The 25,374-nt window shown below is 45.9% G+C and carries 17 protein-coding genes and 1 pseudogene; 11 read left to right on the forward strand and 7 right to left on the reverse strand.

Features of this window, described 5'->3' with window-relative positions:
- Together QUB26_RS13795 and QUB26_RS13800 are read right to left on the reverse strand one after the other, a co-directional pair.
- Positions 1–602: calcium-binding protein (locus QUB26_RS13795; protein WP_333247095.1), on the reverse strand; the 602-nt coding region annotated here is incomplete at its 3' end.
- A 918-nt stretch (positions 603–1,520) separates the two neighbouring features.
- Positions 1,521–1,766 (reverse strand): hypothetical protein, encoded by a 246-nt coding sequence (locus QUB26_RS13800; RefSeq protein ID WP_333318438.1) that lies wholly within the window; start codon positions 1,764–1,766, stop codon positions 1,521–1,523.
- A gap of 866 nt (positions 1,767–2,632) precedes the next feature.
- On the opposite strand from QUB26_RS13800, the gene QUB26_RS13805 reads away from it, so the two are divergent.
- On the forward strand, positions 2,633–6,328 hold the full coding sequence (locus QUB26_RS13805; RefSeq protein WP_333318440.1) for a chemotaxis protein CheB: 3,696 nt from the start codon (positions 2,633–2,635) through the stop codon (positions 6,326–6,328).
- A gap of 230 nt (positions 6,329–6,558) precedes the next feature.
- Here QUB26_RS13805 and QUB26_RS13810 read toward each other — a convergent pair whose 3' ends face one another.
- A complete protein-coding gene (locus QUB26_RS13810) occupies positions 6,559–8,346 on the reverse strand; it encodes an efflux RND transporter periplasmic adaptor subunit (protein WP_333239485.1) in 1,788 nt (595 codons plus the stop codon).
- A gap of 172 nt (positions 8,347–8,518) precedes the next feature.
- Here QUB26_RS13810 and QUB26_RS13815 point away from each other — a divergent pair, with 172 nt between their 5' ends.
- The 3 genes from QUB26_RS13815 (at position 8,519) to QUB26_RS13825 (ending at position 11,129) form a co-directional block, all read left to right on the forward strand.
- Complete coding sequence (locus QUB26_RS13815; RefSeq protein WP_333239487.1) at positions 8,519–8,650, forward strand: hypothetical protein; 132 nt, start codon at positions 8,519–8,521, stop codon at positions 8,648–8,650.
- 115 nt (positions 8,651–8,765) lie between these two features.
- Complete coding sequence (locus tag QUB26_RS13820; protein ID WP_333055658.1) at positions 8,766–9,899, forward strand: AI-2E family transporter; 1,134 nt, start codon at positions 8,766–8,768, stop codon at positions 9,897–9,899.
- A gap of 162 nt (positions 9,900–10,061) precedes the next feature.
- Positions 10,062–11,129, forward strand: a complete 1,068-nt coding sequence (locus tag QUB26_RS13825) for an ABC transporter permease (RefSeq protein ID WP_333318442.1) — start codon at positions 10,062–10,064, stop codon at positions 11,127–11,129.
- Between the two features lie 257 nt (positions 11,130–11,386).
- Here QUB26_RS13825 and QUB26_RS13830 read toward each other — a convergent pair.
- Positions 11,387–11,572 (reverse strand): annotated as a pseudogene (locus tag QUB26_RS13830) (ATP-binding protein); the annotation flags it as partial.
- Between the two features lie 82 nt (positions 11,573–11,654).
- Between QUB26_RS13830 and QUB26_RS13835 the strand changes: the two are divergent.
- Positions 11,655–12,932: a tetratricopeptide repeat protein gene (locus QUB26_RS13835; RefSeq protein WP_333239493.1), complete on the forward strand. Its 1,278-nt coding sequence runs from the start codon at positions 11,655–11,657 to the stop codon at positions 12,930–12,932.
- A gap of 285 nt (positions 12,933–13,217) precedes the next feature.
- Here the strand turns inward: QUB26_RS13835 and QUB26_RS13840 are convergent, their stop codons facing one another.
- Both QUB26_RS13840 and QUB26_RS13845 read right to left on the reverse strand, forming a co-directional pair.
- On the reverse strand, positions 13,218–16,631 hold the full coding sequence (locus QUB26_RS13840) for a PAS domain S-box protein (protein WP_333239495.1): 3,414 nt from the start codon (positions 16,629–16,631) through the stop codon (positions 13,218–13,220).
- A 60-nt stretch (positions 16,632–16,691) separates the two neighbouring features.
- Entirely contained in the window at positions 16,692–16,937 is a 246-nt protein-coding gene (locus QUB26_RS13845; RefSeq protein ID WP_333302511.1) for a hypothetical protein, read from the reverse strand.
- Between the two features lie 316 nt (positions 16,938–17,253).
- Here QUB26_RS13845 and QUB26_RS13850 point away from each other — a divergent pair, with 316 nt between their 5' ends.
- From QUB26_RS13850 to QUB26_RS13875, 6 genes are all read left to right on the forward strand, one after another.
- Positions 17,254–17,598, forward strand: coding sequence for a hypothetical protein (locus QUB26_RS13850; protein WP_333055663.1), 345 nt, complete (start codon positions 17,254–17,256; stop codon positions 17,596–17,598).
- A 223-nt stretch (positions 17,599–17,821) separates the two neighbouring features.
- A complete protein-coding gene (locus QUB26_RS13855; RefSeq protein ID WP_333318444.1) occupies positions 17,822–18,847 on the forward strand; it encodes an ABC transporter permease in 1,026 nt (341 codons plus the stop codon).
- 207 nt (positions 18,848–19,054) lie between these two features.
- Positions 19,055–19,834, forward strand: coding sequence for a hypothetical protein (locus tag QUB26_RS13860; protein ID WP_333318446.1), 780 nt, complete (start codon positions 19,055–19,057; stop codon positions 19,832–19,834).
- Positions 19,835–20,340: 506 nt separating this feature from the next.
- Entirely contained in the window at positions 20,341–21,381 is a 1,041-nt protein-coding gene (locus QUB26_RS13865; RefSeq protein WP_333239501.1) for a hypothetical protein, read from the forward strand.
- A gap of 583 nt (positions 21,382–21,964) precedes the next feature.
- Positions 21,965–22,738: an ABC transporter permease gene (locus QUB26_RS13870; RefSeq protein WP_333239503.1), complete on the forward strand. Its 774-nt coding sequence runs from the start codon at positions 21,965–21,967 to the stop codon at positions 22,736–22,738.
- A gap of 119 nt (positions 22,739–22,857) precedes the next feature.
- Positions 22,858–23,757, forward strand: coding sequence for an ABC transporter ATP-binding protein (locus tag QUB26_RS13875; protein WP_333239505.1), 900 nt, complete (start codon positions 22,858–22,860; stop codon positions 23,755–23,757).
- Between the two features lie 127 nt (positions 23,758–23,884).
- Here the strand turns inward: QUB26_RS13875 and QUB26_RS13880 are convergent, their stop codons facing one another.
- Positions 23,885–24,868, reverse strand: coding sequence for a GNAT family N-acetyltransferase (locus QUB26_RS13880; RefSeq protein ID WP_333239507.1), 984 nt, complete (start codon positions 24,866–24,868; stop codon positions 23,885–23,887).
- Positions 24,869–25,374: the final 506 nt, after the last annotated feature.

The following is a 25,374-nucleotide window of genomic DNA, read 5'->3' on the forward strand; positions in this document are numbered from 1 at the left end:
ATCTCCGTACCCGATAGGTTGCCAACTGTTTCGATAAAGCCAACACCTTCGACAGTCGCCGATGCACCGAAGAAGTCGGAAATCACCACGTCATCGGCAGGGCGGGCGATACCGTCTTTGTTGATGTCAATCAGCAAGCTAGTGCCTTGTCGGGCCAAGCCTGTATTTCCCGATGACAGCGACAGCGACAAGGTAGGGCTGGTACTGATTTGGTTGTCAAAATTAACAAAGTCTAGGCGATCGAGGCCACCTGTATCCTGAATTTGTAGTTGATTGAGCGAAAACTCCCGCAGCAGATAGCTATCGTTACCTGCACCGCCTCGCAACACATTCCCACTGCCAAATCCAGCACTGAGCGTATCATCCCCCACACCGCCATCCAAGGTGCTATTACCACCACCAAAGAGAAAGTCATTGCCATCACCGCCAAATAGGCTATCGCGAAAGCCTGGCACGAGAGTGTCATCGCCAGCACCGCCATCTAAGGTGTTATTGGAGCCAGAACCACTAAGGGAGTCATTGCCGTCTGCCCCAAAAAGGCTGTCGTTGCCTAATCCGCCCTTGAGAGTGTCATCTAAGGATGTACCCAGAAATATTGCCACGTTTTTTTCCTGCTTAATGTAAACAGGCGAGGGCTAATTTTACTTAGCTACTACGCCCTAATTATCTATCAGTGCTTTTTCCCAAAAATTATGCGAATTTTCCAAAAAACTTTTTTTTGCACAATTTGTTTCATTGGCGACAAAAGATGCTATGATTTATAGCCTCTGTTCACCACAAAATAACGAGACTTACAGCACTTTGAGATAAAACCCGCCACAAAGAGGGTAAACTTGAAAGATGTAAAAAAAGCAAATTATTTAGAGATAGCTGCATATTCTATTGACTTACGACAGAAGATACTAAGTGCGTGGCCAAACAAAGAAGGCACACAAAGAGACTTAGCAAAACGATTTAAAGTCAGTCGATCGCTCATAGGTGACTTTTTGCCTCGGTATTGAGAGACGGCCCAGATAGCTGCCATGACTCTCTTGAGGGGAGCGCCGCTCGAAGCTTAAAAGTAAAGAGGAAGAATTGTTAAAGATAATAGTGACAGAGCACTCGTGATATATATGCGAGAAATTCACTCTTGAAATAAAAGAGCGCCAAGGCATAGAGGTAAGGAATGAGAATTAAATAACTTCCACTCTTGAAAGTGGGATGGGCGTCCCGCCCGTCCACTCATGACGGGCGGGACGCCCATCCCACAATAACAATTAAAATTGTAAGTTATTTAATTCGCGATCCTAAGTATATCAAGTTTGTCCCGCACTTTTAACCTCTTAAAATTAAGGCGTAAAAAAAACTTTAGTAGCGACTCAGCCTTGCTACAGAAATTGTACAAAAATTGCGCTATGAATGAAAGCGTTGGCTAGATACTATACACATCAAAAACCACGTATTTATTGATGAAACAGTGGCAGCGATCGCACAACCGAGCTATGATACTGTGGCGGAGCAAAATGTCATCGCCTCGCTTCCTAACATTGACAAAGAGTTAGCGGCTTGGGATCGCACATTCCGATCGTGCGATCGAACTGTATCATTTTTAACAGCGCAGCCATTGAGTCCGTAGTTTCAGTCTGCCGCCACACCACAAACTCGCGATCGTCCACTTTCCTCAGCAACATCGGTAGCGACACCGCAGAATAGCCCTTTCTCACAGCCGTTACCCCCCGCAGCCTGTCTTGAGAATCCGAACTTTGCAGCGCTGCTGGGATTTCCATAATTTCCCGAAGCCAATTAAAATATATTTTTGTTACTTTTCTTGACAAGTTTAGCTAGGATTGCCGGATTTTGGGAAGGTTAAAAAAAAATCAGTTATTAGATTGTGTCTGCCAATTAACAGCCTCAAACTTCAACCCCAGAAGAAGTTCAGAAAGTAATTGCTGAATTTGAGCAATATTGGCAACGGCCGAGCGACGATACCCTGGAAATGACTAAAAAGGTAAAAATGCCTCAAGAAGTCGTGATGAGACACTTAGAAAATCATCCCAAGATAGTTTACATCGACGGGGCACTAGCGAATTTGCGATGCCACAACCTGCCTAAAAACGAAATTAATTGCTGTTCTGTAGGGTGTTCTGTTTTCTTAAGTTTATCTACTTAATTGTACAGTTTTCTTTTCCCGCAGCTTCTCCCTAGCCGCACTGCTTGAGAAGGGCGGACAAGAGTCGGGTTTCCAGTTTCTTGATGAGTTGGCGGATTTAGGGGAACCGGACTCTAGGGAAAACCTTCATAGAATTGCTACGATCGCAGAATGTAGTAAATTTACTCTTTCTCTACTTTGAACAGGACAATTAGTAGAATTTATGACGGACTTAAACTCTCACGCTTGTCGCCTTTGATCAAGGTAGTATGGCTCTCAATAATAATAATAATAATAATAATAATTTGAAAATCCCTCGCGTAGAGTGCGCCTCATCAATATATCTCCAGGTAGATTCCAGACTCTTCATTTTATGGGTATCTGTTAGAGATATAATAAAAATAAAAATAAAAATTTCTCATAATCTATCTTCCAACAGCCAGATATATGGTATAAAAAATGACTTATAAAAAGAAGGCCAAGAAATCTAAACCTAAAGCTGGTATGAAAGCTGAAGAAAAGCAACAGAACAGTCCAAACGAGTTATTTCCTGTAGTCGCAATAGGAGCCTCCGCAGGTGGATTGGAAGCCTTTATGCAATTACTGAGCCATTTGCCGATCAATACCGGCATGGCGTTTGTAATAATTCAGCATATGTTGCCGAGTCAGGAAAGTGTGTTGAGTGTGATTTTAGCTCGATCGACCCAGATGCCCGTCCATGAGGTGACAGATGGGATGCTAATAGCACCGAATCAGGTCTACGTCATCCCCCCGAATTTCAGCATGACTATCGATCGAGGGGTGCTGAAGCTAACGCCTCGCGGCAGAGGACGCGGGGTATTTATGTCCGTCGATACTTTTCTGTTGTCCCTCGCCGAAGAACGGGGGAACAAAGCCATCGGCGTCGTTTTGTCCGGGGGCGACGGCGATGGTGCCCAAGGGTTAAAAGCGATTAAGGCCGCCGGCGGTATTACTTTTGCCCAATGTGAAGAATCGGCACAAGTCAGCAGTATGCCGAATACTGCGGTGGCTACGGGTCAGGTAGACTTTATCTTGACACCGGAAAAAATTGCTCAGAAAATATCACAGATCGGCCGTCATCCCTACATTGCAGAGGGGCCTGCGACAGAATCCACCAGCAGCGAAGATGCGATCGAAAATAAAGATGCGATCGCCACGATCTACAGTTTGCTGCGGGCGGCTACAGGAGTTGACTTTACTAACTACAAGCAAACCACCTTGAAGCGGCGGATACATCGGCGGATGTTACTCTACAAGCTCGAACGCATTGAAAATTATGCCGAATATCTCCAAAACACCCCAACAGAAGTAACCGCGCTGTATCACGATGTCTTAATTCATGTCACCAGCTTTTTCCGCGATCCCGAAACCTTTGATGCCTTAAGCAGCAATGTTTTTCCCGCAATTGTCCAAGATAAATCGCCGAAAAAACCGATCCGAATTTGGATTGCCGGCTGTTCCACGGGTGAAGAAGCTTACTCGATCGCCATTTGCTTGCTAGAGTTTTTAGCAGCTCGCTCTACTAACCTGCCGATTCAGATTTATGCCACAGATATCAGCGAAAGTGCGATCGCGATCGCCCGCAGTGGCTTTTATACCCAGGCCCAAGTCGCGGATATTTCACCCGAACGCCTAAATCGGTTCTTTGTCCAAGTCGAGGGCGGATACCAAATCGCTAAGCCCGTGCGCGAACTCTGCGTTTTTGCTAGACAAAACCTGATCGCCGATCCGCCGTTTTCCCGGATGGATTTGATTACCTGTCGGAACGTGCTGATCTATCTGGGACCCCCGTTGCAGAAAAAACTGCTGCCAATGTTCCACTATGGGCTTCGGCCCGCAGGCTTTTTGCTGTTAGGTACTTCGGAAACGGTGGGAGACTTTTCCGAATTGTTTGCGCTATTAGACAAAAAGAACAAAATTTATACTAAAAAACAGTTGTCGCATTGGCTCAGCATAGATTTAACTGCTAACAACTATCCTCTGACACCCCTCAACCCTCAACCGCTGCAGACAGAAAAGTTGGACGAAATCGAAATGGAGAAACAGGCCGATCGCATTGTTTTGAATCACTATGCCCCTGTCGGAGTCGTGATTAACACAGCCAGCGAGATTGTGCAATTTCGAGGGCAGACGAATGCCTACCTAGAACCGGCCCCCGGTAGGGCGAGCTTTAGCCTGCTGAGAATGGCAAAAGAAGGATTGCGCGTGGAACTGCGAACTGCAATTCAACAAGCCTCACAGCAGAAGCAGCCGATCGCACGGGCAGGCTTGCAAGTTAAAGAGGGCCAGATCATTCGGCAGATCAGAATTAATGTGATTCCATTCCAAGCCGGCGCTGTGGCAAAAGACTATTTTTTAGTGTTATTTCAAGAGGAGTCCCCGATATCTGTAATGCCTGCTGCTGATACTGACGATAGTAGAGTCAACTCCGATCCTTCACCCTGTGAAAGTCAGGAGATTGCAAGGCTGCTACAGGAACTGAAAACCACAAAAGAACATCTTGGAGCGATCGTCCAAGAACATCAAGCCGCTAATCAAGATTTGAGAGCCGCCAACGAAGAGATTTTGTCGAGCAACGAAGAGTTGCAAAGCATGAATGAGGAACTCGAAACGGCGAAAGAAGAAATTCAGGCAACCAATGAAGAACTCAACACGATTAATGACGAATTGCAGCGGCGCAATGTGGAATCGACTCAGGTCAGCAACGATTTAGAAAATCTCCTGACCAGCATCAATATTCCGATCCTGATGCTGGGAGGCGACCTGCGAATCCGCCGGTTTACTCCCGCAATCGAACGCATCTTCAACTTGATTTCTACCGATGTTGGGAGGTCTTTGAGCGACATCACTCACAAGTTGAGAGTACCGGACTTAGAGCAATGGATTTTAGACGTGATCCGCACGCTGAATTTGAAAGTTCAGGAGGTTCAAGATCGAGACGGTCGTTGGTACGATATGCACCTTCGACCCTATCGGACGATCGACAACAAGATTGATGGGGCTGTGGTGATGTTGGTGGATATCAACGAGCTCAAACTCAGCGCCCAGCAGTTGACGGAAGCGAAAAATTACGCCGAAACGATCGTGGAAACCGTGCGGGAACCATTGCTAGTGTTAGATCTCGACCTGCGGGCAATAACTGCCAATCGTTCTTTCTACGAGACGTTTCAGGTGATGCCGAGCCAAACAGAGCAGCGCTCATTGTTCGATCTGGGTAATGGACAGTGGAATATTCCCCAGTTGCGATCGCTCCTCACAGCAATTCTGGCAGGAAATCCCCAGTTTCAAGATTTTGAAGTCGAGCATGACTTTGAGCAGATCGGGCATAAGATAATGCTGCTCAATGGCCGCAAAATGCCTCCCATCGGCGATACACAGATGATTCTGTTGGCGATCGAGGATATCACCGAGCAAAAACAGTTAGAGACAGAACGCAGCCTTCGGATTCAAGAACAATCGGCTCGTGCGGCTGCTGAGGATGCCAACCGCATCAAAGATGAGTTTTTGTCCGTCCTCTCTCACGAACTGCGGACGCCGCTCAATGCGATGATTGGCTGGGCACAGTTGCTGCGCCTGAAAAAATTTGACGAGGCTAAAACCAACGAGGCGCTAAAAACGATCGAGCGCGCCGCCAAAGCACAAAACCAACTCATCGATGACATCTTAGACGTTTCCCGGATTACCACCGGCCAATTTCGGCTTAATGCTTCTGAAATTGAGCTCAATCCACTGGTTGAAAATGCGATCGCGGTAATTGGTTTCGCAGCAGAAGCCAAAAATATTCAACTTGAATCCAGGCTAAGTCCTTTACAACCAAAGATTTTGGGCGATCCAACTCGCTTACAACAAGTGGTGTGGAATCTACTTTCAAACGCGATTAAATTCACCCCAGCCGAAGGCAGAATTGACATCGCATTAGACTACATTGATGGCATGGCTCAAATCCAAGTTAGCGATACTGGTAAAGGCATTGACCCTGATTTTCTCCCGTATGTGTTCGATCGCTTCCGTCAGGCGGATAGTAGCTTCTCTCGCAGAGACTCAGGATTAGGGCTAGGATTGTCGATCGTCCGTCATTTAGTAGAACTCCACGGCGGTACTGTTAGTGCAACAAGTTCGGGTGAGGGACAAGGGGCAACGTTTACCGTGAGGTTGCCGCTACGAGCAGATATGCCATGACAGTTAGACGCTAATATTTACCAAAGACATAATTGATATGAATTCCGGTTACACCGTCCGTGATTGTTGACTGTTGACTGTGCTTTATATTATGCAATCCCCGTAGACGTGCGTAATCGAAATATTGGCAGTGGTTATCGGGGTTCATCAGGGTTTATCTGCCTTCATCTGCGGTCAAAAAAGGCAATAATCTCTAAATAACCCTAACTCTAAATAACCCTAACCCATAACTATTTACCAACCTTAACCTCAGCGCCATCCTTCAGAAAACCAGTCCCAGTAACAACCACCCGATCGCCCGCCTTCAAACCTTTTTTAACCACCACCTTAGCAGCAGTCAAATCGCCCACAGCACCCCCGGAAATTTCCCCAAGTTCCACCGGTTGAGCCTGCACCTTGTTTTCGCCCACAAGTTTGTAAACCATAGAACTGCCATCAGATTGCGGTACAATAGCTTTAGCAGGGACTTTCAAACCTTGAGCCGTTGTCGTAGAAATGGATGCGCGCAAAAACATTCCCGATCGCAAAAACTCACTTGTCGGCAAATCAATCTTCACCGTAGCTTGCCGATTTTGCGGGTCAACTACCGGCGAAATCTCTCGTACAGTTCCTGACAACTTAATCCGCTTGTCAGAATCCGAAGTAATTTGCACTGCTGTTCCCGGCCGCACTTGCGAAACCTGACTTTCCGGTACTTTCAATTGCAGTTCCAGCTTGTTGTCGCGAATAATCGAAAATAGTTTTTGACTTCCCGAAGAAACATCGCCAACTCGACCAATTCTTTCAGCCACAGTGCCACTATCCGGCGCTCGAACAATTGTTTGTTCTAGTTGAGTTTGTAACTGTTTGACTTGTGCATCATTGCTGCGGACACTTGCTGCGTTATTTCCCACATTTGCTCTGGCACTACTGACACTCGCTCCGGCCGTATTCACTTTAGCACGAGCGCTGGCGAGAGCCGCTCTAGCCGTACTGATATTAGCTTCCGCAGTAGCTACTCTAGCAAGAGAAGATTGCACTTCTTCCGCTGCTTTATTCTGTTCTTGCAAAGCTGTATTCAAGTCAGCTTTAGCTTTGTTCAAGTCTTGAACAGCAGTCTGCCGCTCTGTCTTTCGCCTTTCCAAATCTTGCTGACTAATTACTCCCTGAGCCGCCAAATCTTGGGTGCGATTTACTTCTCTTTGAGCTTGATCTAATTTAGCCTGAGCGGAGGCAATGCCAGCTTTAGCTTGAGTGACACCGGCTTTAGCTTGTTCCACACCAGCCCTTGCTTGCCCGACGCCTGTTTTGGCTTGCGCTGCGTCAGCGATGGCTTTTTCAACGCCAGCTTGGGCTTGAGCCACGCCTGCTTGGGCTTCTTGTTGGGCTGACTCGGCTTGCTGTACCTGAGCTTGGGCTTGCTCTACCGTAGAATTGGCCGATTGTACTTCCGCAAGCGCTTCGGCAATTTGCGATCGTAGCACCGAATCGTCCAAAACCGCCATCGTCTGACCTTTTTCTACCACATCCCCTTCATTCACCAACACCTGCTTAATTTGCAAACCGTTGGCTTGTGGTAGCACCGGTAGCAAGTCATAGGCTGCCACGGTGCCCGTCGCTTGCAGAGTTTCACCCACCTGGGCAGATTCCACAGGCGCGACTGTCACCGTCGGAGCAATCGCCTGCTGAGTTGCCGAGGGAATTGGAGCTGCAGGCGGCGAACTCTGATTGCCCCCAGTCAATTTTACTGCTAGCAACGTTGCAGCCACGCCAATCCCTGCGCCCGCCAACAAGGCAGGCCACCTGATTTCTTTGCTGGGCCCAACTTCAGTTACTTCTGGTTCCCAAACTTGTTCCGCCTCGATTTCTGGAACTTCCAGCGCAACTTCTCGTTCATCATCCTCACCGGAGAATTGCCAGCGAGATTTGTCTGAGACTTCACTTTCAGCTACATCCACTGCTGAGTTCCTTTCGCGCCCGCTCTCCACGGGGGAAAGGGGTTGCTTTTCTTCGGCTTCTGAAAAAACTTGATTAGTCACGGTAGTTCCTCTCGCCAGTATGAGCCTGTGCTTTTGATATTGTAAAGAAAGATTACGATAATATTTACTTTATTTTAGCGGAGGGCCTCTGGATTAACGCTTCCTCCTTTTGGGTGAGTGTGGCGCACTTTCACCCTACAATGGCGATTTTAATTAAATTTGCTCAAAGTTTGTGCGATCGACATTTAATTTGATCGGTCTCTGGGGCATACTGAATATTAGCGTGATTCCCGATCGTGGGGTCGATCGGGCTGGCCTTGTCTGTCCCGAAGCGGTTTTGCCGTCACCAGCTTATCAATACTGAGAGCATTTAGTCTAATCTTGAACTGATTATTGCTAATCTATACTCTAATGTGTTTCTCGTAGAACCCGACAAATCGGGTCAGGAAATTGTACCAGTTTAATTGACAAAAATCACAATGAATAGCGTCTTTTCTCCCGTCCAACAGTTTCTAATTACTTGGCTACTAATGCTAGTGACGGGATGGTTTACCCTGACTGCTGTCAGTTATGTTGGGGAACTGGTCAGCATTTTAGTAACAGCGGGACTCATTGCATTTTTATTAAATTATGCAGTAAAAAGACTGCAAGTATTTTTGCCTCGGGGAGTAGCGGCGGGGCTGGTTTATTTAACAGCAGGTGTGGTAGTAATAGTAATCGGTTTAACTATTGTGCCGCCCGTGTTCAGCCAAGCGAGACAGTTGGGGGTGAGGTTCCCGGATTTGCTGGAGTCGGGGCGACTGCAGCTAGCTGAATTTCAAGCATGGAGTGCCGAGCGCAATTTGCCGTTTAACGTGCAAATATTGGAGCAGCAGTTATCAGCGAAAGTGCAGGAACAAGTGCAGGCGCTCGCAGGTACGAGTTTAGGCTTAGTTGTCGGTACTGTTAACTGGTTTTTGGACTTGATTTTTATTGTGGTGATTTCCTTTTATATGCTCCTAGACGGGCAAAGAGTTTGGCAGGGTTTGACCAGTATTTTTTCCCCAGACATTCGCTATGTTTTAACAGAGACTTTGCAGCGAAACCTCCAGCGATTTGTATCGGGACAGTTATTGCTGGGACTATTGATGGCCATCTCGTTGACTCTGGCTTTTTGGTGGCTGCAAGTTCCGTTTTTTCTGTTGTTTGCCGTGTTTATAGGATTGACGGAAATAATTCCGTTTATTGGAGCAACTTTGGGAATTGGCACTGTTAGTATAATTGTAGCGTTTATTGATTGGTGGCTGGCGCTACAAGTGTTGGTAGTGGCGATCGGTCTCCAGCAAATCAAGGATAATTTAGTAGCTCCCCGAATCATGGGCAATCTCACCGGATTGAGCCCGGTAATTATTTTCACAGCTTTGCTGTTAGGAGGTAGAGTGGGAGGATTGTTGGGAGTTATCCTGGCAATTCCGCTCACTGGGGTTGTAAAAAGTATAGTAGAAATTGTACTCAATCCCAAATTGCCACCCCAAACAGGCTCGTTTTTCTACAATCCTTTTAGCGGCGAGGAATTGGGGAAAATACCCGAAGATGAAACTCGAATAATCTTGGTCGCAGATGAACAAAAGTAGTCTAATTGTTGTAGTAAGTAATTCTGTTATGAAAAACTTTATAATTCAGTAATTAATTTTTGGCTGCTGAGTTCATCAATAAAAAACTAAAGTCTCTACAAATAAATTTAAGCACTTTAGTCTTGATTACTAACCAACTTAAAATCTCAAACCTAAAAACTTATGAAATGGTGGCAAAATCTTAGAAAAAATCCTCTAGCTCGGTTAGGAGCCGTGCTACTGTTAATTTTTTATACAGTCGCACTCTTTGCCGAATTTGTGGCACCTTACGACCCCTACGACTCTCAATTAGACGGTTCATTATTGCCGCCGACTCAGATTTATTTAACCACCCAAGACGGGCGATTTATCGGGCCCCACGTTTATCCGACTACTCAGGGCCCAGTGGATGCGAATACCGGCGCTCGCGAGGTAATTGTAGACTGGCAAAAACCATCGGCTGTCGGTTTGTTTGTCAAAGGTTCTCCCTATAATTTTTTAGGAGTTTTGCCATTAGAAAGGCACTTGTTTGGTACTACAGGAGAAGGCCAAATTAACATTTTAGGCACGGATGAACAAGCTCGCGATCAATTCAGTCGCTTAGTACACGGCAGCAGAATTAGCCTCAGCATCGGTTTAGTAGGAATAGCAATTTCTTTCCCCTTGGGATTGTTGATCGGAGGCATATCTGGTTATTTTGGCAGTTGGATTGACAGTATCTTAATGCGCTTTGCCGAAGTATTGATGACGATTCCCGGTCTTTATTTATTAGTAGCGCTAGCAGCAGTATTGCCACCGGGATTGACAAGTGCTCAGCGATTTATATTGATTGTGCTGATTACTTCATTTATCAATTGGGCGGGTTTAGCGCGGGTAATTCGCGGTCAGGTACTGTCAATTAAACAACGAGAATTTGTGCAAGCGGCGCGGGCAATGGGCGCCAATCCAATTTATATTATTGTCCGCCACGTGTTGCCACAAACTGCTACTTATGTAATTATTTCTGCTACTTTGGCGGTTCCGGGTTTTATTGTGGCGGAGTCGGTTTTGAGTTTAATTGGCTTGGGAATTCAACAGCCCGATCCTTCTTGGGGAAATTTACTATCCCTCTCTACTAATGCTTCAATTTTAGTATTGCAGCCTTGGTTGGTTTGGCCTCCGGCGATACTGATTATTTTGACTGTTTTGGCGTTTAATTTATTGGGGGATGGGTTGCGGGATGCTCTCGATCCGAGAAGCATTCAAAGGTAATGGGGACTGGGTAATTGGTAAGTGGGAATTCAAAGATTTGTCGGGGCGGGTTCACCCAAATTTATATCATCAATTCCCAGAACTAAAAAACCCGCCTTCACCCATCGCAGATACTCAAAAAATTGTTCCGCAATCAGGGTTAATTGGTTTGGTGGGGGCGGGTTTATGAATATTTTGGATGTGAACCAAAGATTGTTGGTGAACCCGCCCCTACGAGATTTGGTAATAGAAGTATAGCTCAAAAATACCCAGATTAGTTAAGGATTAACAGGTAAGCGGATGGTAAAAGTAGAACCCACACCCTCCTGACTTTTTACGGAAATATTGCCACCCATCATTCGGCAAAAACGCTGGCTGATTGCTAGTCCCAAAGCGGTGCCGCCGTACTTGCGCGTGGTAGAAGCGTCTGCTTGGGTAAAGGGTTGGAAAATGTGCTGCAACTGTGGGGTACAATTTTCTTAAAGTATATACCTGCAATTTGCGGTAAACTTTTTTCAGGAATCTACTAATTATTCAAGTCCGATCGTGAAATTAGAATTTGCCTTAGCTCAATATACGGATGCTCTCGCTCACCTAAAATTGGCCAAGTCTGAACCCTCAGAAATAGCCATTCTCCATATTTTAGTTACTCGCGATGCCATCAAAGAAGCACTCAGCGAGAAAACCCAGCTTTCTGTGGAAAGTTTGGCTAAACTACTCGAATTAGACAACTTCCTGAAACAACAAGCCAATGCGATCGCCCGAGGAGCAAAATTAGCAGAATGGCGAGCTACATTTCACCCCTCCCCAGAAGCTTGGTGGTGGTTCCTCGAACCGACTTCCCACGAGGAAGTTTCCCCCTCAAATCGCTTAGATTGGTTGTTCAACGGGCTGACAATCGCTGGATTGGCAGGGGTAGCGGCTTATATGACAACCTTCGCTCAACTCTTTGCCACGGGAGGAATCAGCTTCGCTGAGAGCTTTGGTCTGCTCGGACAAGGAGGGTTGCTTCTGACGGTAATCCACACCTTGCAGGACACAGGACAAGAACAGATTAAAAATATCCTCAAAAAACTCAATATTGCTCCGCAGTTTCACAGTCAAGCAACCTTGGGTATTACCGCAATGTTATTGTTGGCTTCTGTGGGAGTCTATAACTCTTTGCCTCGGATTGGGGACTGGAACTATCGAGAAGGAAAAAAACTCTACGAAAGAGGTTTACTGGAAAAAGCCAAAGGGAAATACGAGCAAGCGGCCAAAATAAACCCCAATAATTGGGAGATTCCAATTGCCTTGGGACAAATCTACGAATCTTTAGGATCTATAGATTTAGCGAGGAAGGAATATGAAAAAGTGTTAAACCTAGGGGAGGCTCGCGCCTTTAATAATTTAGGTCGCGTTTATATTAGTAAAGACGATAGAGTTACCGCTGAAACTTTACTGCGGATGGGAGTACAACGGGTGAGGAAAGAAGATGCTCAACTCAATTATGAACTGCATCTAAACTTGGGCTGGATACTGCTCAAACAAAAACAGTATCAAGCGGCTGAAAAAGAACTTCGACAAGCAGTTGCTATTGACCAAGCAATTGAAGGAAAACAGCTCGGTGGAGGGATGGCTTATTGCTTGCTAGAAGATGTTCTGGAAGAAAAAAAAGATATAAAAGAGAAACCCCGCTGGAGAAAAATGTGTTTGGAGAGTGCTCGTCCCGAAACGCTTGAGCAGTATAAATGGTTTATTGAAACTGGAAAACAAGAGATCGCCGATCAGATAGATACTACGGGGGTGGTGAATGGAGAATCTAACCCAAGTACACAGCCGTAATGAGTAAGATAAAAGTAAAAAATAGACCTCTTGCAAAAGTCCTTTTCATAAATTTATTGGACGGGCAAGATGCCCATCCCACAAGAAAAAATAACTCTTGTGGGATGGGCATCTTGCCCGTCCTAGTTATTTTTGCAAGAGGTCTAATAAAACCTAAACACAAGGTTATTTTTACTTTTCGTTTCCCTAGTTGGTTTGTATTCCCCTTTTTTTAGGGAAACTTCTTTTGTAAGGTGCGCCAGCATTCTTTTTTTCTGAAATTGAATGCTGCGTGTGCCATCCACCCTAATTTTGCAGATTAACTGGCAACCAGATCGTAAAAGTAGAACCAACACCCTCCTGACTTTTTACGGAAATATTGCCGCCCATCATTAGACAAAAACGTTGGCTGATTGCTAGTCCCAAACCGGTGCCGCCGTACTTGCGCGTGGTGGAAGCGTCTGCTTGGGTAAAGGGTTGGAAAATGTGCTGCAACTGCTCTGGAGTCATCCCAATTCCTGTATCTGTACAATTAATAACTAAAAATTCTTTACTAGCAATTGAAGATTGAGAACTTGTGGCAGGTTCCGAAGTGTTTTCTTGTTTTGCTTCGCTGCTGTCGCCCGCGATTTTTTCTCGGCTGGCTGTGAGGGTAATTGTACCGTTTTGAGTGAATTTGGCGGCATTGCTCAGCAAATTTAATAAAATCTGCTGCACTTTGGTAATGTCACCGTGCATAGTGCCGATATTCGTAATTTGGTGCAAGTTTAGAGTGTTGCCGTTTTTCTCAATTAGCGGTGCGGCGGTGGATGCGACTTCTTCAATCAAGGCGGCAATGTCGAAGGTTTCTAAGTAAAGATCCATGCGGCCGGCTTCGATTTTAGAAATGTCGAGAATGTCGTTAATTAGCGATAGCAAGTGTCGGCCGGAAGTGCGAATTTTGTCTAAATCTGGGGTGAGTTCATCGTAACCCAATTCTGCGGTTTCTTCTTGGAGCATTTCGCTGTAGCCGATGATGGCATTCAGAGGTGTTCGCAGTTCGTGGCTCATGTTTGCCAAAAATGCGCTTTTTGCGGTGGAAGCGGCTTCGGCTGCTTCTAGGGCGAGTTGCAAGGCGGATTCAAAGACTTTTCGATCGCTAATATCCTCGACGCTGCCTTCATAGTAGAGTACCTCGCCATTGGCGTCGCACACTGCACGCGCGCTTTCGGAAATCCAAATTACCTTGCCATCAACGCGGTAAACTTGTGACTCAAACCCCGAAACTTCTCCGAATTCTTCCATCACCCGCATAAACTTGTCGCCCTGCTGAGGATTGACGTAAGCTTGCTGTTTGATGTTGGTGAGATTTGATGTCAATTCTTCGGGAGTGGCGTAGCCATAGATGCGGGCTAAAGCTGGATTTACGCTCAAGAAGTGGCCTTCGGGGGTTCTTTGAAAAATGCCTTCGACTGCATTTTCAAAGATGCTACGATATTTTTGTTCTGCTTGACGCAAAGCACTTTGTGTACGATCGCGCTCGCTGGCTTCGATCGCCAATGATACCAAATCTGCCAGGGAAGCAGCAAAATTTTGTTCTTCTAATGTCCAGTTACGAGGAGTTCCCACTTGTTCGATACAGATAACTCCGACTGTTTGTCCTCCCAGCCGCACCGGCGCATCTAAGGTTGATGTAGTACCCACTTGTGAAAAGTAAGATTCCACAAATTCTCTGGTTCTCACATCTGAGAGAGCGTCATCAGCGGCGATCGTCCGGTGTTCTTCCAAAGCTTTAAAATAAGCTGGATAGTCTGCTGCTGCGAGTTCGGCACCTTGGGAATGGTGCGGGTTGCTGCGGCTAAATTGGTCGAGACAGTGCAGTTTCGAGCGGCTTTCATCGTACAACCAAGCTCCGGCTCGTTCTGCATCTAGGGTATGAGTAGCTGCTTCGGTAATTTGCCTAAAAGCTACTTGCAAATCGCCTCGATACAGCGCTTTATTTCTTGCCAATTCTACCAAAACCGTATTTTGTTTGAGCAATTGTTTTTGCCTGTGGCGTCGCGCCGATTCGGCTCGCTTCTGTTCGGTAATGTCGCGAGCTACCACAATGACGGATTCTTCGGAAAGCGGTGAAATGCTGGCGGCAAAACAAACTTCGCGGTCGTCAATGGTTAAATTGTACTCGATACTGACAGTTTGTTGAGTATCTAAAGCTGTTCGGATGTGGTTGAGAAAATTGTTGGCTGTAGCTTGCGGAAACACCTCTGTGAGTCTTTTGCCTACTAATTCTTCGATTGGTTTGTAGAGCAGAGAAAGATTTGTGGGGGCGATTTTTAAATAGCGACCGCTGGCGTCGAGAACTATAATTAATTCGCTCATGGCTGCAAACAAAGCCCGCAATTCTGCTTCGGCGGCTTCGAGTTCTGCCGTCCGCTCTGCTACTCGCTGTTCTAAACTAGAGTTGGTTTGTTCTAGAGCAACAAAAGACGATCGCAATTGTCTAGCCATTTGATTGAAAGACTGAGCTAGGAGATCGATTTCTTTGAATCCTTGAACTTCGACTTCGCCGTTTAATTCTGCGGAAGTGAAGTCGGATGACTCAGACATTTTTGTTAAAGCTTTGGAAGCTTGCAACAATCGGGTAATCGGTGTGACAACCCAGCGAGAGGTAAATATTCCGAGAACGATCGCCAGTACCAAGGCAAAAAAGCACAATAAGATAGTTGTGCGAGTGTTGGCGTTAATTTGCTCCATAAAGTCTGCTTCCGGGATTGCGACTACAATCAGCCAATCGAGGCCGCGGCCGTCTTGCAGGGGAGCAACGGTAATGAATTGACGTTTGCCGTCTATATCGAAGGTAAACTGTCCTTTGCTGTCAATTTGTTCAAAACTACCAAATCGTTGTTGTAAGTATGTGGAAGCCGATCGAATTAGCAAATTTTTGCTCCTAGTCGCCAACAGCCGTTCTTGTCCGTCTTGGCCGGTGACAAAAGGCAATTCGTCTGTGGAACTGGCGACTATTTTCCCGCTGCGTTCGATCGCAAAAACTTGTCCTGACGGGCTAATTTTGATGCTTTTGAGAAAATCGCTGATTTGAGAAAGAGTCAAGTCAATAGCCAATACCCCCTGCAGGTTTCCTGTTTCATTGTAAATAGGCATCACCGGCGTAATCCCCAGAACTGGCGAGGCTGCGAAGGGGTAGATGGGAGACCAAGTGGCTTTTCCTGACTGTTTGGCAGCTTTGTACCACGGTCTAGTACGGGGGTCATAGGGGACGATTTGGATTAGCTCAGTGCGATTTCCTTGGCTATCTAGGCGATAAATTTCGCGGTTTGGAGCGGTTGATTCGTCTCTGATGTATACTAAGTGTTCTGCTTCTCGCTTGAGCAAGACGAATCTGCCCTGTTCGTCGCCATAGTAAATGGTTGTATTTCGATCGCTCAGCTTGGTCTGGTTCCACAAATAGCGCTCTAAGTTGGGCAAGTCTTCCGGGTCTAAGTTGCCAGAGGCGATCGCAGCAGTATTCATTTGTAGAAATAAATGAGATACATCCCCAAAACTGCGGAAATTTTCTTTGGTTCTGGCTGCAACTTCCAAGCTTAACCTCGTAGCAAGGTCATTAACGGCTTTCTGGCCGTTGCGAAACGACAGCCATCCAGTCACGCCGACTGCTACGGAGATTTGTACCACCAGCGGTATCAACAAGACTAGGCTTAGTGACATCTTGGGGGAGCTTTTCATCAGACAACTGCTTAAATTTTTAAATAACATCAATATTCTGACACCTACCGGGTTTGCGTATCATTTGTCGTTTAAAACATACCCTAGATATAATTTACAAAGTTGTACAGCAATAGTGAAGTGGGGTGGCCGGTCGCTCAAAACTTGGCTGAGATTTCCACCGCTACTGTAAAAACTTGTAATACTAATCATGCCACTACTTGTGTGAATGTGGCGATCGCTCTGCAGACTCCCGATAAAAAAGTCACACGCCGTAAAAAATGCAACTTTAGGCCCGTGTTCCCCATCCTGGTTGTCATCAGTCATTGCCAATTATTCAATTTTTTAATCTAAACTTTTTAATCTAAAATAAGCTCACTTTTTGCGGGTGGGAATTCTCTTCCTTACGCCCGGTTAATAAAAATTTTATTTTCATTTTTTCTACAGTCCCAGGACAAATGTAAATTCTGTGACAATCTGGTGTTAAAAAATTTGCTATTAATAAGATAAGCCGCCAAAATCCAGATCGACTACAAAGAGGATAATTGAAGCATCTGCATTTCATCAACGCCAGCAAAGTAAAGCGTTTTTAGCTTTTTTGGACGATCGACATTTGGGCAAAATAATACTTCTGGAGGATGACATGAACTATACATTTGAAATCCTGGGCGTATCTCCAACTTTAACATTTTTTAACCAGCAGCAGGAATTGCTGCAACAACAGCAGCCGTCCGGTGTAGAATACTTGGCAAACCGAAAGTGCACTCTCGATGCGTTTGTGGCATCCGTAGAGACAGTTTCTCCTCAGCAAGGCTGGGATGTCGATCGAGTTGTAGACACCGTGATTAGTTTCTGGATGAACAACTCTGATAGCATCCAGTATTGGAGACACAGGCTGCAGGATGCCGGCAGCGAAAACTTGTTAGTAGCCAGAGTAGGCGATATCAAGTCTTTGCAAGCTGCATTTGAATCGCTGCTGGGGGAATAGGAAAATCGGGAATGGCGAAAAAGTCGATCGACTTTTTCGCTAAAACTGAGATATTGCACCATTCTCAATCATCCTTTCAGGCCGTTGCTCAGAGCAACGGCCCACAATAAAATTTATCTGTTGTGGAACAGGCATCTTGCCTGTTCTTGAGAATAGTGCAAGATGTAAGTAACATCCACTCAACTGTCTCTTTCCAATTTCCAATTGGCAATTCCCAAATATTATGTCTCGTTCCAAAGCCCTGCAATCTTATATTTTTCTCCGCTTGCTCCTCGCACCGCTAATGTTGTGGACAATCACCACAGCAGTATTTTTGCTCTTGCGGGCCACTCCAGGCGACCCCATAGATGCCATTCTCGGCTCACGAGCTCCCGCAGCCGCCAAAGAAGCAATGCGAGCTCAACTCGGTCTCGACGCACCCCTGTGGCAGCAATATCTCAACTACATGAAAGACTTATTCAGTCTGAACTTGGGAACATCCATCACCACTCGCGGACAAACCGTGTGGCAAATTATCGGAGATTATTTCCCCGCTACAGTGGAATTAGCAGTTTGTAGCATGGCCATAGCTTTAATTGTCGGCATCAGTATCGGTTCCCTGGCCGCATCTCGCCCCAACACTATTTTCGATGCTGCAGGCCGTTTGTTTGGCATTATCACTTACTCGCTGCCCGCTTTTTGGGCTGGCATGGTTTTGCAATTGATTTTCGCAGTGCAGTTGGGATGGTTTCCCTTGGGAACTCGCTTTCCTGTCACATTCCCGGCCCCCGAAGGCTACACAGGACTATACACGATTGACAGTCTCCTGAGCGCTAACCCTGGTCAGTTTCTCACATCTTTGCATTATTTGGCACTTCCGAGTTTGACCTTGGGGATTCTTTTGAGCGGCATTTTCGAGCGCATTGTCAGAGTGAATCTCAAGCAAACTTTGCAAGCAGATTATGTCGAAGCAGCTAGAGCCAGAGGCATTCCCGAATTCCAGATTTTATGGGCTCACGCTCTGAAAAATGCACTAATTCCGGTGATTACTGTCTTAGGATTGACTTTTGCTGCACTGTTGGGCGGTGCTATTTTAACAGAGGTTACTTTTTCTTGGCCGGGGTTGGCAAATCGCCTTTACGAAGCGATTAGCTTGCGGGATTATCCAACTGTTCAAGGTATTGTGGTGTTTTTTGCGGCAATTGTCGTAATTGCCAGCATTGTAATTGATATTTTGAATGCTTACGTTGACCCGCGAATTCGGTACTAAAAATATCAAGGAAGAAGGGCAACGGATGCTCTACTTTTGCACTTAGCCTTTTTCTACCTGTACTTTCTGCGTTCGCGAGATGTTTTAGCCAGGGGTGGGCCTGTAGAAGCAGTTATCAAAAAGATCGATCGGCTTTTAGAGTGACGACACTTGGCGATTTATGGGCAATACTGGAGAAAATAAAATTATACATTTGAGGAAACGCTGATGAGATTATTGCGAACAATCGCCGCTCTATCGGCTGCCTTGACCCCACTGATGGCTGAAGCTGCCTTTAGCCGTCCCATGCCGGGAACAGCCGATTTTCCCAGAGCCTCAAACCCCCAAGTAAATGTGCCGGTTTGCTTCATCGAAACTCCAGGCGGCACAACTTTTGATTTAGTCAGTTTGTGCGGCAGCAACGCTGCTCCCCAAAACACTAATCCGGTTGCGGGCAATGCTCCTGCAAATAACCCCAATGCAAGCACTCCGCCTCCTCCCCCGAACCCCAACGCCATCACCAGAGATGCTGTCGGCACCCCGATAACTACTCCTACTGGCACGGCAAATCCCAACAATCCCAACAATGTCAATCCGGGAACTTCGCCCGCAGGCACTCCCAATAATCTGACTCCGGGAACGGCGCCGAATACTAATCCGAATAATCTCAATCCGGGAACGGCGCCGAATACTAATCCGAATAATCTCAATCCGGGAACGGCGCCCAATACCAATCCGAATAATCTCAATCCGGGAACGGCGCCCAATACCAATCCGAATAATCTCAATCCGGGAACAGCGCCGAATACCAATCCCAATAATCTCAATCCGGGAAGTTCACCGAGTACCAGCCCCAATAATAGTGCGTCTCCCACGGGTGGAAATGCTGGCGACAGCAACAGCGATTTAGTTCCCAATCGCAATCTCAATCTTCCGAGAGTGCCGCCGAGTTCCTTTGGCCCTGGAGGTGTTGCGCCGACTAGAGATGCGATTGATGGCCCCCGCTAGTAATAGGCGAAGTGTCAGAACTTTTACAGAAACCGGGTTTCTCGGAAACGTTCTCTTTTTCAGGGATATTTCACCCGCGAGAAAGCCGGAATATTTATTTGCCTGCATAATATTGATCTCAGGTGCGATCGGCATATTTGGTAGCACAGTAGCCAAATAAAAGTTAAGCTAAGAACTTGTAGACGCTATCGGCTAAGCACTCTTTTAAAACTGGACAACCAGGTAGAAGCAGTGATAGATAGCTAGCTTTAATCCGTAACAGGATTAGTTATCAGCACAGGTTAAAATTATTACCAGGCGGGTGCTCGCCAGCTCCAAGTTCTCAAGCTAAACCATTCAACAGGCATATTTTTGTTAAGCCCGTGTGGTTTGGAAAGTACCGGCTGATAACATTAGCAAGACAAAATTAACCCGATTATTCGGAGGCTCTTCATGAGCAAAATATTTGTTTTAATAAATTGGAACAAAATTGCTCTAGACCCGATCACACTTGAGGAGGAAATCTAGTGTCAAACTTAGTTCAACGCTTAGAAATAACCGCTCATCCGCAACTAGAAAAATCCCTCGGCTATCGAGGAGATAGTCGCTGGGTAGCTTGGCGCTGGGAACCCGACATCGACCAACTTATTTCCAGCGACGGCAAAACAGTCGGGACTGGCAATAATATGGCTTGGCTGGTGTTTTTGCAGCACGATTTAGTCGATCCTGCCGTACAAGAGTACCACCTCGCCGAGGGCGATCGCTACTGGCTGCTTTTAGACACCGAAACTAGAAATCTCTACGTCGGCGAAGGGAAAACGGTTCAAAGTCTGCTCGAACAGCCGGAAAGTTTAGGTTTATTGGCCTGTCTTGATGGCGGGAATGCCGATCAAACTGGTGAAACTTGGCAGCAAACGCTATCTCAACTAACAGCCAAACCAGTTGTTCGCAACCTCACAAATGCCCTTCCTTTCGGTATCGCGGCCGCTTTGATAGGTGCTTTAGGCATCGGAACCGGATTGTGGGTAGTACCGGCAGTGCAGCAGAAACTAGCCGAAAAAACAGCTTTTGTTTCCCCAATTAGTTCTGGCGCCAACTGCGGGCTTGGCGGTTCCGACGATTTTTCAGCTTATATTGGTTCATCAAGCGGAAACAAAGAACTTCATTTAATAGGCGTTTACGAAGCCAATGCGGATCACAAGAACCGAGATTTATCACAAAGTGCGATCGAAATCAAAGTAGAACGCCGAAACAAGCCCATAATTCTCGCACTTTCAGCTTATGAACCGGTGCAGTGGAACATTACCGCAGAACCGGGCGCAGTTATCGAAAAAATCATCGTTAACGGATACCACAACCAAACTGTTTCAGGAGTTTCGGGAATTCCGGTAGAAGAGCACAGCTACGAAGAAACCGGAAACAATCTCGGCGACTTTATGTACAACTGGGGTGCTACCGCTGACACTTCCAATACTTCTTCCCTCGTTACTAAATTGGAACAGATAAACAGCACCAGTTTAACTTCTTTTCAAGGATGCTACAGAGGTAAGAACTTTACGATTAAGTAATAATTATTGATTATTTTGGGGTAGGGAAACGGCACTGCCGTCTCCTCAATAGCCATGTTGTCGATGGGTTGTATCAACAGACCACTCGCAAGGGTAATTTCATCATCTAATGCGGTTGATTTTACCCCTTAGCCGAAATCAGGACACGGCAGTGCCGTTTCCCTACAATTAATCGGGCGATGCTTACATCGTCACCAGGACGATTATTTTGGGGCTAGGGAAACGGCATTGCCCATTGGCGTCAACTTAACGTACAACCAATAGTCCGGCTCTTGTTGAAACCCCTGCCTCAAAACTAAAGTCCTCTTGCATAGGACTAATGAGTTCTTCAGTCCTCTTTGAGAGGACTTTAGCTATTAGACAGGGAATTCATTCCCTGGCGGACTGCCGGGTGAGCGGGAGGACTGGCGGACGAAAAGTTTAAGTTGACACGCCTTGGGCATTGCCATCTCCGACCTTGCCTGATATCAATTCAATGGTGTACATTTTGAACAGTTATTTGACAAGCTTATGTAATGACTGTATCATAAACTATTAACTTTAATTTTTGATTACAAACCATGACAATGCTAACAAATTTAAAATGAAATACTGGTACGAAACGCTCGCAGTAGCACAGCGAATTTTAATTGAATTGGGAAGGCGGCGACGCAGCTTAGTCTTGTGGAGTATTTTTCCAGTTTCTATCTTGCTAATTAACGGTTTGATTTTAAAAGAACGGGCTAATCTCACCACAGCAAAAGCCTTTGAAACTGCTGCACCTGCAAGCTTAGTAGGAGCGGCTTTATTTTTTAGCTGTCTCGGCGGTAGCGTAGCAACAGTAGTAGCAGAGCGAGAACAGCATACCCTCAAACGCTTGTTTATTTCCCCGCTTAGTGGCACTTCCTACTTTTTAGGAATTTTCCTGGCTCACAGTTGCATCGGCATCGGTCAGGTAATTTTAGTATACACGATCGCCTCTTGTTTCGGAGCACAATTCCAAGGCTCTATTCTGCTAGGATGTGCGATTATTTTACTCAGTATTGTATCTTATGTAGGTGTAGGCTTTATTCTCGGCACCCAGTTTGCGAGGCGCACTGAAGATGTCAACTCGCTAGTAGCGGCTTTCGGCGTCCCTTTGTTGATTTTAGGAGGCGCATTTTTGCCTACTTCGCTGTTTCCCAAAAGTCTGCTGGATCTCGCCCAGTACAATCCAATCTATCACATGAACGAAGCGCTGATGGGCGTGTGGGCTGACGGCAAAGATTTGGCTGATATTGCAGAACACTTTTGGTATTTATTCATATTTTCTATTGCCATGATTGCAGGTGGATGGCTTTCTTACCGCAGGATGCTGAGAGTAGAAAGAAGACTTTAAAAGTATCTCATTATTATGTCGTAATTATTCATCTCTCTCTTCTCTTCCTCTGCGCCCTCTGCGCTCTCTGCGGTTAAATAATTCCGAAAAAATCGTAAATAATACGGAGAATTAAAGCAGTGCTGCAAATAGAAAAGCTAAATAAGTCTTACGGCGAGCGCTCAGTGCTTAAAGATTTAACACTGCACATTCAAGCTGGAGAAATTTACGGTTTGCTCGGGCCAAACGGGGCGGGCAAAACTACAACTATCAATATTTTATGCAATTTGCTAAATGCCGACAGCGGCAAAGTTTCCATCAATGGCGAGCCTGTTTCCGAAGCTACAAAATCCTTAATCGGTGTAGCGCCCCAAGAAAATTTGCTTTACAAAAGCCTTAGCTGCGAAGAAAACCTCAATTTTTTTGCTCAAATTTACGGCTTAGAGCGCAAACAGCGGCGCTATCAAGTAAGACACTGTTTGAAAGCAGTTAATTTGACAGATAGAGCTACAAGCCCTGTGGAAACTTTGAGCGGAGGAATGCAGCGCCGCTTGAATATTGCGGTGGCTTTGGTACACCAGCCTAAATTAGTAATTTTAGATGAACCGACAACGGGTTTAGATATTGAGGCTCGCTATGAAATTTGGGAATTAATTCAGCGCTTGCAGTCGGAAGGAATTACAATTTTGCTGACAACTCACTTGTTGGATGAAGCTGAGCGGCTGTGTCAGAGAATTGGAATTTTAAAGAATGGCAGTATTGTAGCTGAGGGCAGTTTGGAAGAGTTGCAAAAACTGATTCCGGCTCAAGAAATTATCGTGGTAAAAACCGACGAAGAAGCTGAAGTCATCGCCCGCGCTAAACAATACAGTTTCATTCCCCGCCGCTACGGTAGCGATTTGGCTTTTTGGCTGCCGGAACGTTTAGAATTAAAAGAAATTATTTTGCTGTTCGACGGGATTTCTATTGATTCAATCGCTCGGTATCCGGTGCGGTTAGAACATATTTATGTAGAAGTAACTAAACAAACTGTATCCTAATCTGCGTCCATCCGCGTATATCCGCCCAGTACGCTTCAAAAACCAAAGAAACCGGGTTTTTTACCGCATCTGCCGACTGTAACGCAGTATTTTCGCAAAAACCCGGTTTCTGACCACCCTAACGAATTTACACTGTCTTAGCCCACTCGATCCAAGTTTCCATCGGGCGGAAACCGACTGATTTGTAAAGCTTTGTCGCCCCCGTCAAACTGTCAGCATCGACGCTGAGTTTAGCTGTGTTTGCACCCGCTGCTTTCAACTTATGCAAACCAGCTAACAGCATCGCTTTTCCTAAACCCATTTTCCGAAACTCGCGCCGCGTACCCAACAATTCAATCCAACCGTCTTTTGTGCCGCTGCGGGGGTTTTTTTGGGGTTTGATTTGACAGTCGCAGAAAGCTGCAAATTTGCGTGAAGCGAAGCTATCCCCCAGGGAATCGCCCGAAACAGCAATCAAGTCTAATTCCGGCTGATAATTCGGATCTTGCATCCAATAACGCACGGTTTCCGCAGTTAAATCGTGGTGATTCCAGTGATCGATAAATGATTGGTTGAACATCTCTACCCAAGGTTGGATGTCTTGTTCTCCTGATACGTGTGTCAGTGCAAAATCTGCGGGAAATTCGGGTGTGGGAATGGGTTCGGCGAGGGATCGGGCCATTGTCCAAAAATAGCGATCGACCTCAAAGCCCTGTTTCTCTAACAGCCGCATCTCATCGGTTTTGTCCTCCCGGCTGTAGGTTCGCAATTTTGCGGGCAAATTGCGTTCTTTCGCCACTTCGCGCAGCCGCTTTTCGCCCCACTTAATTATGTCTTTTTCTAATCCTTCGCCACGGACATTTGGATGCACATAAAACCACAAAGAAGCGTCTATTTCAGCCGGGGAATCGGGCATATCTAGGAGTGACAAACCGATTAGTTTGTAATTACCATCTTCCCACAACTGCACGTCGCGGGCTTGGTCGAGTTTGGGTGCATCAAGTATTAGCTTGAGTTCAGTTGCGGAGACTTCTTCGCCGAGTCTATCCACTGCTTCGCAAGCGTCGATTAAATTTGCGATCGCGCACCAGTCAGTTTCGCCCTTGTAGGAGCGTGTTGTCAAGATATTCATAAAAAACTTGCAATCCGTAATTTCGGACTGTTCCTCTTAGTTGGTATGGGCAAACAAGTACAGTAATTCAGACATTTTGGATAAATGTCAGTAACAGGCACTCCGGCCTGTTCCACAAGAAATAAAGGTTCTTGTGGGGCGGGTTCGCGAGCCCGCACCTCAACTGTTTTTAGTATTTGAGAATGGTGTCGATAAAACTCAGAAACCTGTTTATATCACCCAGGCTTTCAGGTTTTATCTTATAGCGCAATCATAAAAATTGGTTTGCCTTTTTGGGCTAGTTTTGTATGTGAGTTTATGGCCGGATGTCGATGAGTCGCGCTCTCTTTCGTTACCAAGCTTGGTGCTTAAGTAACTACTATTGTTTGAATAAAGTTTCTACAGCTAAGTAAAGAAGTTGTCACCCCCACTGGGTAGTTGATTTTTACTTTTGCTCTGTTTTACAATAAATCCTTTTTCAGGGATTTTGGGCTCCTCCTGTTAACTCGCCCGATCGGGGGAGGGGA

Origin of the sequence: Microcoleus sp. B4-C1 (genome assembly GCF_036705285.1) — a bacterium.
In the GTDB taxonomy this organism is placed as follows: Bacteria; Cyanobacteriota; Cyanobacteriia; order Cyanobacteriales; family Microcoleaceae; genus Microcoleus.